At 42.2% G+C, this 12547-nt stretch carries 13 protein-coding genes; 6 read left to right on the top strand and 7 right to left on the bottom strand.

Going from position 1 to position 12547, the window contains the following annotated elements; translation table 11 throughout:
* Positions 1–290: 290 nt before the first annotated feature.
* Positions 291–665, top strand: coding sequence for a hypothetical protein (locus tag V7K21_RS16810; RefSeq protein WP_335176087.1), 375 nt, complete (start codon positions 291–293; stop codon positions 663–665).
* A 154-nt stretch (positions 666–819) separates the two neighbouring features.
* Positions 820–1542, top strand: a complete 723-nt coding sequence (locus V7K21_RS16815) for a class I SAM-dependent methyltransferase (protein ID WP_335176089.1) — start codon at positions 820–822, stop codon at positions 1540–1542.
* Positions 1543–1550: 8 nt separating this feature from the next.
* On the opposite strand, the gene V7K21_RS16820 is transcribed toward V7K21_RS16815, so the two are convergent.
* From V7K21_RS16820 to V7K21_RS16830, 3 genes are all read right to left on the bottom strand, one after another.
* Positions 1551–1976: a YidH family protein gene (locus V7K21_RS16820; protein ID WP_335176091.1), complete on the bottom strand. Its 426-nt coding sequence runs from the start codon at positions 1974–1976 to the stop codon at positions 1551–1553.
* 412 nt (positions 1977–2388) lie between these two features.
* Positions 2389–3051, bottom strand: coding sequence for a hypothetical protein (locus tag V7K21_RS16825; RefSeq protein ID WP_335176092.1), 663 nt, complete (start codon positions 3049–3051; stop codon positions 2389–2391).
* A gap of 271 nt (positions 3052–3322) precedes the next feature.
* A complete protein-coding gene (locus V7K21_RS16830) occupies positions 3323–4018 on the bottom strand; it encodes a cadmium resistance transporter (RefSeq protein ID WP_335176094.1) in 696 nt (231 codons plus the stop codon).
* 319 nt (positions 4019–4337) lie between these two features.
* Here V7K21_RS16830 and V7K21_RS16835 point away from each other — a divergent pair, with 319 nt between their 5' ends.
* Positions 4338–5330, top strand: coding sequence for a LysR substrate-binding domain-containing protein (locus V7K21_RS16835; RefSeq protein WP_335176096.1), 993 nt, complete (start codon positions 4338–4340; stop codon positions 5328–5330).
* A 183-nt stretch (positions 5331–5513) separates the two neighbouring features.
* Here the strand turns inward: V7K21_RS16835 and V7K21_RS16840 are convergent, their stop codons facing one another.
* Both V7K21_RS16840 and V7K21_RS16845 read right to left on the bottom strand, forming a co-directional pair.
* Positions 5514–5882, bottom strand: coding sequence for a pentapeptide repeat-containing protein (locus V7K21_RS16840; protein ID WP_335176098.1), 369 nt, complete (start codon positions 5880–5882; stop codon positions 5514–5516).
* Positions 5872–6186, bottom strand: coding sequence for a hypothetical protein (locus V7K21_RS16845; protein ID WP_334793824.1), 315 nt, complete (start codon positions 6184–6186; stop codon positions 5872–5874). Before V7K21_RS16845 ends, V7K21_RS16840 begins: the two co-directional genes overlap by 11 nt.
* 494 nt (positions 6187–6680) lie before the next feature.
* Here V7K21_RS16845 and V7K21_RS16850 point away from each other — a divergent pair, with 494 nt between their 5' ends.
* Positions 6681–8006, top strand: coding sequence for an ABC transporter ATP-binding protein (locus V7K21_RS16850; RefSeq protein ID WP_335176100.1), 1326 nt, complete (start codon positions 6681–6683; stop codon positions 8004–8006).
* Between the two features lie 38 nt (positions 8007–8044).
* Positions 8045–9784 (top strand): ABC transporter permease, encoded by a 1740-nt coding sequence (locus tag V7K21_RS16855; protein WP_335176102.1) that lies wholly within the window; start codon positions 8045–8047, stop codon positions 9782–9784.
* 198 nt (positions 9785–9982) lie between these two features.
* Here V7K21_RS16855 and V7K21_RS16860 read toward each other — a convergent pair whose 3' ends face one another.
* Positions 9983–10513: a hypothetical protein gene (locus V7K21_RS16860; RefSeq protein ID WP_335176104.1), complete on the bottom strand. Its 531-nt coding sequence runs from the start codon at positions 10511–10513 to the stop codon at positions 9983–9985.
* Between the two features lie 535 nt (positions 10514–11048).
* Between V7K21_RS16860 and V7K21_RS16865 the strand changes: the two genes are divergently transcribed.
* Positions 11049–12164 (top strand): redoxin domain-containing protein, encoded by a 1116-nt coding sequence (locus tag V7K21_RS16865; RefSeq protein WP_335176106.1) that lies wholly within the window; start codon positions 11049–11051, stop codon positions 12162–12164.
* On the opposite strand, the gene V7K21_RS16870 is transcribed toward V7K21_RS16865, so the two are convergent.
* Positions 12150–12467 (bottom strand): hypothetical protein, encoded by a 318-nt coding sequence (locus tag V7K21_RS16870; protein WP_335176108.1) that lies wholly within the window; start codon positions 12465–12467, stop codon positions 12150–12152. The two genes, V7K21_RS16865 and V7K21_RS16870, sit on opposite strands and share 15 nt — an antisense overlap.
* Between the last annotated feature and the right edge of the window lie 80 nt (positions 12468–12547).

A 12547-nucleotide genomic window follows, 5' to 3' on the forward strand; every position in this document is an offset into this window, starting at 1 on the left:
GAATTATCGGTAATTGTATCCAAAATGTAGAATTTTGCTGCTTAACTTTCATCTATCAAAGATTTGCGGTGAAGCAGCGCTCTTGGTAGGGTTTCCAACGCCAGTCGCTCATGGGGGAGACCCCAAGACTGCGCTGGCTCCTTTGCAGGCGACTGCTGAACCCGTTCGCGTAGCGTCTCCGATAGGAGAAGGGTGTCTTACGCTGGCGTGACAAAGCTAGCACAATCGCATAGAGCAGTACAAGGGTGGATTGAATCTAATCAATTATTGAACTAGGAAGTTCGCAGGGAGTGATGTTTTGCAAATGGTTTGTATCGACAGGAGGATACGACAGCATTAACCTATTTACTCAATCACTGAATACCTACGGTGAGAAAATCCCTCATATTCTAGTGAAGAATTTAGGGCTGTGTGATGATTGGGAGCATCTAGACTTAGACTCCAACTTTCAGAACATAGTCAATAAATATCACATAAAAGTTATGGATTTTCCAAAGTTAGCATATAGAGAAAGAAACATAATTGACCAAAATCGCCTGACGTTTGCAGAGGCTAGAGAGTACAAAGAATTTGGGATAATTGGGAAACAGAGAATAGTGAATTTTCTGAAGCTTGCTTATAGTGCTTTTGAGAAAGTAGGTATCTGGTATGAAAAAGTTGAGTAGCAGTCATTAGTTATGGTCATTGGTCATTAGTACCAATGACTTCGGACAAACCTTAGCAGGAGATTGGATGGGGATGTAATGGCGTACCTACCCGTCGTAAGCGATCGCTTTGCGAATTTGACTACAATCCTTAAAAAGAGTAGCAAAAAATTAAATGTCTAAAAAGCCCGATTCGCAGTTCCAAAATCTCTTTAGTTCACCCAAATCAACAAACTGGGACGAGAGATTAGCCCAAATAGCCTATCGCTTTAACCGGGAGTATCAAGGTGAAACCTTTGAACTACCAGCAGAAGTACAGGCGATGCCGATATTCCAGGAGTGGGTTGGAGGTAGTTTTTCAGGGAGAATTGCTTCCTCTTTTTGGGAAATTGCTAAACCTCAAAAAAACCAGCACTGTATAGATATTGGCTGTGGTATCAGCTTTTTAATCTATCCTTGGCGTGATTGGCAAGCATTTTTTCATGGGCAAGAAATCAGTAATGTGGCCCGCGATACCCTTAATTCCCGTGGGCCGCAGTTGAATTCCAAGCTGTTCAAAGGTGTTGAGTTGGGAGCAGCTCATCAGTTAAGCTACTCATCAGAGCAGTTTGATGTTGCGATCGCAACAGGATTCAGCTGCTATTTTCCACTCGAATACTGGGATGCTGTACTGATAGAAGTCAAGCGGGTGTTAAAACCAGGTGGACATTTTGTGTTTGACGTTCTCAATCCAGAACAGCCTTTGGCGGAAGATTGGGCAGTTCTGGAAACCTATTTGGGGGCTGAGGTGTTTTTAGAACCTTTGGCTAAGTGGGAAAAAATGATTAAGGCGGCTGGTGGTAAAGTGGTAACGCACAAATCAGGGGAATTATTCGAGTTGTATAAGGTGCGGTTTTAAAAATACTATTACTCAGGCATAAGTGGACTTGATGGATCTAAAGAACTTGTAAAAACAAAATAGATTACCCCAGCTCCAAGAATCATCACGGCCAGACTGAACAGCAGTACCCAACGGTCTGTCGGTTCATAAGTATCTTCTTCGATATCACGACGGACTGCGAAATAGTGTCCTGTTGAAAGCCACACTGTGATTAAACCCACCAGCGAGAAGACTAAACCTAACTTCCAGCCGTTACCGGGACGGGGTATCAAAGGTACTTGGAAAGCACGCAAACGCACGATCACCACACCAAAACCTAAAAGAGCGATCCCTGTCCGCATCCAAGCGAGGTAGGTACGCTCATTTGCCAAGTGATCTCGGATTCGGGACGGATTCAGTCGTCCTGGCTTTTTTTTATCTTTATCTTCTTCTGTAGGTTTCAATAACTGCATGAATAACACCCGTATCCCTAAAGCGGCTCTTATTAAAAAAATGCCGAGGTAATAGCAAATCTCCTTCCAGATGACTTGCATCCAGCGCAATAGTTGCGCTAATGAAATATACCTCTTGTGATTGTACATTTTTTTCAAAATTTATTTTAATGCAGATATATAAATAAAACAAGCCTGAGATTGAGGATAGATAAATTCAACAAAACAGCCAAGATCAGAGAGATTTTTCACCAGTGCAAGTCAGGTTTTGTCTTTGATTTTGGCTGTTATACCAATTCTCTAAAAGCCTGCACAAAATCAGGCCTAGTCAGAAGGGGCTTAAGCCCCTTCTGACTAGGCAACCTCACAGCTAATCGGTATTACTCTATTTAAATTAAGAACAATCGTTCAACATAGACTATGCAGTTCTATTTCAAGACTGATTGCTAGGCGCATTAGGAACTCGTGTATTTATGAGAGCCTGCGATATATCTGGGATAAACCAGTTAGCCTCATTGCTGTTAAGAACTTTCACAGTCGGAACATTCAAGTCAATCGCAGCAGTATCTGGATTTGTCTTAATCACCAACTGAGTTCCATCGAGGATCTTGAGAGCAGCCGGGCCTGTTAATTTTTGACCTTGCCCATTAGGACTAGAAGTGAAATTTGCTACCTTGACATCATTTCCTAGATAGATGCCATCACAATCCCAGTTCTTTTTAGTGGACTGACCATTAGCTAGAAAATAGAGATTATTATCATATACGGCATCTTCATTGTCTTCATCATTTGGTCTTTTGCCGTATACTGCTATAGTATTACCTGTTTTGTTGTTACATTGACCCCAGTTGATTCCCGTCTCTAAAGCATATTTTTGCAGTGTTAATTCCTCGATTCTCTTCTGAATTTCTTTTGATGTAAGACCTTCAACTTGAGTTTGGGCATCTTTTGTCTGAGAGAGTTCGTTAAGAGCTTTAGTGACTTCGATATAGTCAGGGTTTTTGCTAAATTTTGGTCTATCAGCAAAAGAAGGCTGAGCAAAGGCGAGATTAGCGAAAATCATCAAGACAATTACCAGAGATTTCCAGATTTTCATATTTTGACTCCTGTGAATGGATAATATATTTTGCAATTTGGAATTTATTTTAAGTAGAAAATTCATGATGTACCTATTTTTAGATACTAAGTTTTTGTCAAGAGGACTCAAGGTCTGGCCAGATTTGGAGACTTGGGGAAATTGTCTAAGAGTCCTCAAGTAGGGCTACACCCTTGGATTTAATACAAAAGCACCACTTTTTGGTGGCTGATCTTCAGGTGGTGTTCCAATCCGCATCTGCAAGACTCCCCTTGTCCCCAAGTCTCTTTCTTCAATGTTCTTCACTCGACGCCTGAGTATTGAAACTTAAAATTAATGAAAATATATAAGTAGAAACTACAGATATAAGAGTCAAAGTAACATTTTCTGTAACAATAAATATACCCAGTCCAATCAATATACAAGGCACAAAAGTATTGCCGTTCTCAGTTAAAAATTGTGCGATCGCAGGTAAGTAGGTTAACTTGTAAGCGGTATAACACCACACACTTACTAAAAAAAAGAATACACCTAGTATTACCAGTAGACTCTCTAATTCAGAATTGGCAAACAGAGGTACATAAACGCTAATATTATCACTACCATTTGCAAAGGCGATCGCAGCTACATTACATGTTTGCGGAGAGAAAAAACTGGCAACTATAGAGGGACAATACGGCTCGGTTTCTTCTTCGGCTTCCTCTAATGAATCCTCTTCGCGTTTTAGTAAACTACTCATACCAATGATTATTGGCATTAAACCAAGTAGTCTAATCCAGTCCTGCGGTATGATTAGTCCACTGAAAAAACCAGGAAGGCTAGCAATGATCAATGCAGCAAAACCGAGATACTGACCAGCAAGGATGTGACGACTGCGGAACGTTTTATTTATTTGTGAAAAAAGCAACGTCAGAATGACAATATCATCAATGTTGGTGGCACTGAATGCTGTGATCCCTGTGGTAATTGCAGTTACTAAACCGCTCATTTGTGGAAGTCCTTATTTTCATACTTGGTCATTCAATTTTGGATTTTAGATTTTGGATTGGATTTACGATATCCAAAATACTGCCATCAAAAATCTTATATTGAGTAGGAATATTAAATTATGATCTGTGTCGTTGTCACTGATGCATCATGTGTTTCGCTCTTGAAATTTTTCAACTCTGCTTTGGCTGTTTGGGTCTGTGCCGAAGCCTTGATTTATACTTTAGTCAAACTAACCGATAGAATCAAATGCTTTTGTTTGTCAAAATGATAAATGAAAGTGATTAAAAATTTGACACCAAGTTGTAGGGATACCATAAATGGCAGGAATGACGCTTGAGCAGCTAAAAATCTTTCTGGCTGTGGCGCAGCAGTTACACTTTACTCGCGCAGCAGAGGAGCTTTATATTACACAACCTGCCGTTAGTGCAGCGATCCACAACTTAGAGCAAGAATACGGAGTGAAACTGTTCCATCGGATTGGTCGCCATATCGAGATTGCTGAGGCTGGTAAATTGCTGCAAGTGGAAGCGCAGAAAATTCTCGATCAAGTTTCCTTGACTGAAAGGGGATTGCGAGAATTGAACAATCTGCAACGGGGTGAATTGAAATTAGGGTCGAGTCTGACAATTGGTAACTACTGGCTACCAAGCAAGATTAGTGAGTTTAAGAGCCGATATCCCGGTATCCAGATTGACTGTAGCCTTGCCAATACAGAAGAGATTTGTGTCGGAACGGCGACAGGACAGTTTGATTTGGGTTTGGTGGAAGGAGATGTGAAGCCAGCGCTCCAGAGTACTCTAGAGTATGAAATAGTGGGGAGCGATCGCTTGCAAATTGTGGTAGGTCAAAAACACCCTTGGTTTGAGTGGGGAGAAATTGATTTAACCCAATTGACTAAAACCCTTTGGGTGATGCGAGAACCAGGTTCTGGAACCCAGCAAAGGTTTGAGGAAGCCTTACAAAATTGGGGAATCAATCTCAGTGAATTGAATGTAATTTTAGTGTTCAACAGTGGAGAGATGACAAAAGCAGCAATCGAAGATGGTGTCGGTGCAATTGGAATTTCTGAGTTGATGGTAAAAAAAGAAATACAGTTGGGAACTTTGCGGACAATTCGAGTTATTGATAACAGAGAGGGCAAGGGTGCGATGCCTACGGCGGGCTGCGCCTACGCAGAAATTGTTCGACCTTTTTTCAAACTCAAACATCGTCAACGTTTTCAAACTGCTCTTTCTAAAGTCTTTGAACAAATGTTGATATCGTCTATGTTAGATGGCTCACATCAACATGTATCAAAATCAGTTATTTAAAGCAACATTTTCGCAAATTTAATTAGAAATAATCAAGGAGTTAGTCATAGAGAATTCAGCATGAGTTCTCTATAACTAGCGGATGTATTGAAAAATGCTGTAATCTTAAATCCGCTTGCAGGGAAGTCCCTAGTCCCCATTGCCCCTTATCCCCAGAGGGAACTCCAAGTTCCCCAATCCCCTTCACACCTTCTGCATATTTCTACTGATGGGGTCAAAACCTCTAGAAAACCGCGTGCTTTCATCGTAGTAAGCGCCAGTCAGATTCGCTCCATACAACTTGGCATAGTTGAGTTTGGCTCCCCGGAGATTTGCTTCATTCAGTTTGACACCGCTCAAATTAGCTCTGGTCAAGTTCGCTTTGGCTAAGTTAGCTCTACTCAAATCTGCTCCCCAGAGTTTAGCTTTAGCTAGGTTGGCTCCACTCAAGTCAGATCCCCATAAATTGATTCCAGGCAAATAAGTTCCAATCAGCTTGTTGTTACTCAAGTTGACGGCTGGAAAATATCTTTCCCCGGCGGCAAAACGCCGTTTTAATTCCTCAGCATTCATGCGTCACGTTGACCTTGCTTAACAATACAGAAGTTATTTGTTCCCATTCCTGGCTTAGTTCTCCTGGAAACTCTGGCTGACCACTGCGCTGATACCAGTAATGGGCATTGTTCAAATCGCCTTCTTTGCGGTGCAGGTAAGCATGAACCCAAGCACTATCGGCATCGCTGGCATTTCCAAGTATTTCATGAGCTTTGCTCCAATCACCTTTTTTGTCATACCACATTGCTTGCAGCCCTTTTGGCAGTGTCTGAGGACATAGGGGCTGCTTTTCGATTAATCGCAGGAATTCCTCTGTATTCACAATCGCCACCCAACAAGAATTAAACTTCTATATCTAAGATACTCCTCAACTTAAGGTTAAGGGGAGCAGAGACTAGAGCTTTTTTTAACTTTCCAAGCATCCTCTAAGCTTTGTGACCTTTCTTACAACACCCCCCAGTTTTAAAACATCCTCGAAACAAACGCCAACAAATTTAGCTGTAGACAGCTTCTATTTTAACCCCCATAGTAGATAAAGGTTGTTTATTTAATATCTGCAATCACTTCCAATTTACTGAGATGCACAGAGCTAATAGAGAGTAATTTATTCCTATTAATATTCGGGCGGGCAGTCATTTTTTTGCATTAGCTAGGAAATTTATCTTATTAACTATTACAGCTAATTTATGACAATGCAAGCGATTAGATAGATTTTAGGACTGTTCCAATTCCTGAACAAACTATTTTCAGTTCACTTTAACTGTAAAATAACCTCAACATCAGATTATATTTAATTATTTCTTTACAGAAAGAGTCATGGTCTTTAAAACAGCAACCGAACACCTGATCGCTCTAAAAAGTGTCAGCAAATCTTATCAGCAGCCCAACGGTCAGCAGATTATCATCCTGGAAAATATTAATCTTGAGTTGCATCCAGGGGAGATAGTCGCGTTGCTAGGGCCTTCAGGTTCAGGGAAATCTACTTTAATGCGAATAGTTGCTGGGTTAATCGCCCCCAGTCAAGGTGAAGTTATATATCATAACCGTCCCCTAGTTGGTTTAAATCCTGGGGTAGCAATTGTTTTTCAAAGTTTTGCCCTTTATCCTTGGTTAACTGTACTGGAGAATGTGGAACTAGGTTTAAAAGCAAAAGGAGAAGCGCCAGATTATCGACGGCAAAAAGCGCTACGGATGATTGATATTATTGGTTTGGATGGGTTTGAAAATGCCTATCCCAAAGAGCTTTCTGGGGGAATGCGTCAGCGAGTTGGATTTGCTAGGGCTTTGGCCGTAGAACCAGAACTGTTATGTATGGATGAGCCGTTTTCGGCATTGGATGTGCTAACAGCAGAAAACTTGCGGTTTGAGTTATTAGATTTGTGGTTAGAACGTCGCATACCCACCCAAGCAGTTCTCATTGTCACCCACGGGATTGAGGAAGCGGTAATTATGGCGGATCGGATTATTGTTCTAGGACGCAATCCGGGAAGAATTCGGGCTGATTTACCTGTGACTCTACCCCATTACCGTGATCGCAAACACCCAAGTTTTCAAGCCCTGGTAGATAAAGTTTATACAATCATCACGAACCCAGAACTAGAAACAATTCAGCCTCCAGCGACTACCTCTGTACAACCTGCAACACCATCAGCAAAATATCAGTCTTTACCAGCCGTGCGAATTGGTTCCATTGCGGGTCTTTTGGAACTTTTAGAAGATCGTCAGGAAAAAGACTTATATCGGCTTGCTCAAGAATTGCAATTAGAAGTAGATGAGATTTTACCAATTGTGGAAGCTGCAAAATTAATGGATTTTGTAGAACTTGCAGAAGGTGATATTAACTTGAAGCCAGTCGGGCAACAATTTATCAATGGAGGTATTGACGATCGCAAACAAATCATGCGATCGCAACTCTTAACTAATATTCGCTTGGTACAGCGAATTTACCGTCTTCTGGAAGCGAAAAATAATCAACGCATTCCAGAAGAACTGGTTTTAGATATCCTAGAAAGTCACTTTAGCCCACAAGAAGCCGAACGACAATTAAAAACCGTCGTTGATTGGGGTCGTTACGCCGAGATATACGGCTACGATGAGCCATCGGGACAAATATTTTTAGAGCAAGTTGTTAATGCTGATTAGTCAGTTGTCATTGTTAACTTTCCCCACTCACTATTCTTATGACGCGACCCCTCACTCCTGCTAATAAAACTCTGGGACGTAACAATTGGACTTGGCAAGATGGATTGCTGATTCTGGTGATTTTATCTTTCATTGTGGCAATTATTAGAACTGCTTCCCAATTTAGCGGTACTTTTCAACCTGAACTCACAATTTCTATAAACATCAATGCTTTGCCAGGATACACAGCCCAAACCTTGATCCGCATGGGTCTGGCTTACTTTTTCTCCCTAATTTTCACCCTATTGTATGCTTATACTGCTTATCGTTCCCGAATTGCAGAGCGGATTTTAATTCCGATGTTGGATGTTCTGCAATCGATTCCAGTATTGTCTTTTTTACCAGGTGTGGTACTAGCTTTGATTTCCCTGTTTCCAGGTCAGAGAATTGGTGTAGAACTAGCAGCTATTTTGCTGATTTTCACTGGTATGACCTGGAATATGACTTTTAGTTTTTATCAATCTCTCCAAAGTATTCCACGAGAATTATTAGAAGCAGCGAGGGTTTATCGGCTTAATCCCTGGCAACGCTTTTGGACATTAGAGTTACCATCTGGTGTAATTGGTTTGGTATGGAATAGTGTAATGTCGGTGGCTGGAGGTTGGTTTTTTTTAATTGCTATTGAGTCATTTACTTTGGGGAATAAAGATTTTCGTTTACCAGGATTAGGCTCTTTTTTAGCCACAGCAGCCAACAAAGGAGACTTTAAAGCTATATTTTGGGGCTTGGCGGTGCTGATTGCGATCATCGTGGCAACTGATTTTTTTGTGTGGCAACCCCTGATTGCTTGGGCAGAAAGATTTAAGTTGGAGATGATCGAAACTGAAAATGCACCTCAATCGTGGGTATTGGATATTATCAGGCGATCGCCTACTTTACGCGCAATTGGCGATCGCGTTTTTCAGCCATTACAAACAGCCCTAGACGACAGTTTAACTCGGTCGTTTCCCGTGCGTTCTGTACCTGTAAACGCCAAAGGCAACCTCAACTTGCCGAGTTTTTTAAATTGGATATTTGTTAGCGGCTTCACCTTAATTGTCCTGTGGGGTACTTGGGAAGCCGTATTACTATTACGGACTTTAGGCTGGGCTGATTGGCAACAGGTAATAAAGGGCGCTATGTTAACGGCGTTGCGGGTGATAATTGCTTTGATATTATCACTGTTGTGGACTGTACCCGTGGGAGTAGCAATCGGTCGCAATCGCCGACTGGCTCAAGTGTTGCAACCATTGGTACAAATCGCCGCTTCTGTACCGGCAACAGCTTTATTTCCGGTGTTGCTGCTAGGTTTAACCCGCATCGCTGGCGGTTTACAGATTGGTGCGATCGCTCTGATGATGTTAGGGACAATGTGGTATATCCTGTTTAATGTCATTGCTGGGGCACAGTCGATTCCTTCAGACCTCATCGAAGCTGCTTCGGTGTATAAACTATCCCCTTTGCAACGCTGGCGAACCTTAATTTTACCTGCAATCTTTCCCTACCTAATTACAGGAATTATTACCGCTGTTGGCGGCGCTTGGAATGCCAGTATCGTCAGTGAGTATGTCACATTTCAAGGGCGAGTAATTAGTACTTCTGGATTGGGAGCAACGATTTCTCATGCCACCGCGACAGGCAATTTCTCCCTATTATTAGCTTCGACAGTGATAATGTCTCTATTAGTAGTGTTGACCAATCGTTTGATTTGGCGACCTCTTTACAATCTAGCTCAAGAGAAATATCAATTATTGGTTTAAGTAGGTAAGCGTGAAGAATTAAAGGTTTGTAGTAAGCGGCTCCAGCCCTGGAGTTAGGGGGGATGAATAAAGTGCCTAAAATCACAGCTAAACACTTTTCAAACAACCATTTATATTCCAATAGGCTTGGCTTAAGGCTTGATCCTCCTTAACCCTCCTTCAAAAGCAGGGAATTAGAGCAAGCCTCTTGCTTCATATCTACTTGACTGGAATAATTTCAAACTCGAAAGTACTGATCAAACGGTCATTAATATAGACCTCTATTCTATGCTTACCAACTGGATCGCCAGGAGTGATTGTCCAAAAATTCTCAATCACACCTTCTGGAGCAGACTGTGTGCGCCGCGTCACTGATGTCATGCCGTCTGCTGACATTGAGAAGTTTTCACCATTATCTGTACCCCAACTTTCTGGAGGTTTTGGTAAATGCAAGACTTCGCGCCATTTCACTTCACCTTGGTAATCTTTGAGTTTAATTCGCCATCCGTAGGCGTTTCCTTCCTGAAGTGGCACTCTTGTTGTCTGGAAAATGGTAACGTTCCCTTTGGTGTCAACTCTCTTCAACCCAAACAGAGCGCTACTGACAGTAATCTGTTTGGCATTTGTTGGCGGAGGAAATGGTGTGACATTTTGTACTACAGTAGAATTAGCGGCGATCGGCTCAGAAGCTATGACCCCAAATATTAGCCAAGAAGAAGCTAGCACAGAAATAGTAGCCCAAATTCTCATTAGTATGGTTTTCCTGTCAGATTTTTGGTTACTTGTTCAACTAATCTGACATGTTTTTCGGGTAAAGGTTGCTTATGGTTGGACGCGGTTTTTACTGGAGAAGAAAAAGCACTTTATGATGACAGTGGCTCTAAATAAGGCTTGATCACGAGTACCAATTGTTAAAAGTGCGTTTTTGGTTGGCTCTGTGGCTCCTGATATACCTCTTTGGATTTTGTCTATCAGCGAAATTGTTTGCTATCACTTCATTTGGAGTTGGAGTCCCTGACTGTCTAATCAGTATATTTGCGTTTATTCCTTAACGATTATCGTGGGGTTCAAGCTTTCAAATTCGTTATTAGATACCAATAAGACAGCCAGGGGTTTAAGTACAGAAAACATCTCTCATTTGTTTTTGTCTAAGTAAAGCATTTCACACTAAATGGCGAAATTTTTTATGAATCGTTGTTATACCCCGATAATATTTTAGTAATGCCACTTTCTTCAAAAAACGCTGCATCCGAAAACCAGGCTGAGTAGGAATTGGAAGAAGCCTATGCCCGTGCGCCAGAGACTCCTGATGATCGGTGAGCCAGCCCCCTGGTTCACAGCCCGTTCTACAAACAGTGCTAATTTTCACTTCGAGACAATCGCGGGTCGTTACATTGTACTCTGCTTCTTCGCTTCTGCTGAACCGAAGACGAGCCAGCGCATTCTTGAAGACATTCGGAGCCAACGGGCAGTCTTTGATGACCAAAACTTCTGTTTCTTTGGCGTGAGCGTCGATCCAGAGGATGAGAAGCAGCACCGAGTTCAGCAGCATCTTCCGGGCATCCGGTTCTTCTGGGATTTTGATCAAGCCATTAGCCAAAAATACGGTGCCGTTACTGCCACAGGGGATTACAGGCAATTTACGCTGGTACTCGATTATAGTCTGCGGGTGCTGGCGGTGCTGCCGTTTAATGAGTCACCCGAAACCCATGTGCCGCAGTTGATGGCATTCCTCGCCCAATTGCCATCCATTCCGTCAGAAGCATCGGCGGCAGTTCAGGCACCTGTCTTGGTTGTACCCAGGGTATTTGAACCAAAACTGTGTCAAGCACTGATTCAGTTCTATGAATTGCATGGTGGTGGAGACTCCGGCTTTATGCGAGAAGTTGATGGCCGTACAGTCCCAGTGTACGATTACGGTCATAAACGGCGACGGGATCAGGAGATTACCAACGAGGAACTGCGGAATGCGGCGATGCATCGAATTCACGATCGCCTTGTTCCCGAAATTTTCAAAGCCTTTCAGTTTCAAGCAAGCCGAATGGAGCGTCACATTGTTGCTTGCTATGACAGCCAAATCGGTGGACATTTTAGACCCCACCGGGACAATACCACGAAAGGGACTGCTCATCGCTGCTTTGCGGTGTCATTGAATCTGAATACGGGTGAATACGAAGGTGGATGTTTGCGATTTCCAGAATTTGGTCAGCAAACCTATCAACCGCCTGTGGGTGGAGCTATCGTCTTTTCCTGTTCCCTGTTGCACGAAGCGACACCTATAACTCAAGGACGGCGGTATGCCTATTTACCCTTCCTCTATGATGAGGCAAGAGCTAAGGTTCGGCAGGCAAATCAGCATTTTCTAGGGTCTGCTTTAGAGGAAGAGTCAACCAAGGAATAACGCAAAAATTCCAGTATTACTGGTAGATGGGAGCAATGCGATTTTGTGAGATTGGCAAAAAATGAGCGATCGCTGAATACTCCCCTCTATTGCAGTTGATTGATCAACTAATTTGCCATTTTGCAAGGCAACTTTAGCATTAATTTCTGGAACATAAAAGTCATCAACTCCCTTACCTGAAGACCCATTGGCAAGGTCATAGGCAGGATGTTTGTCATTATGATTCAATAGAATTAATAGTTGGAGAACTGAACCAACGAAGCTCAAACTATATAGAATACTGTGATAAATACTTGGTGACAAAGGTATTTGGCTACTAAATCGTTAAAGTTGAAATTCCTTTATCGGACTTATCCGTGTTTAAAGAATTATTTATCTTGGAA

This window comes from Nostoc sp. (genome assembly GCF_036919595.1).
Taxonomy (GTDB): Bacteria; Cyanobacteriota; Cyanobacteriia; order Cyanobacteriales; family Nostocaceae; genus Nostoc.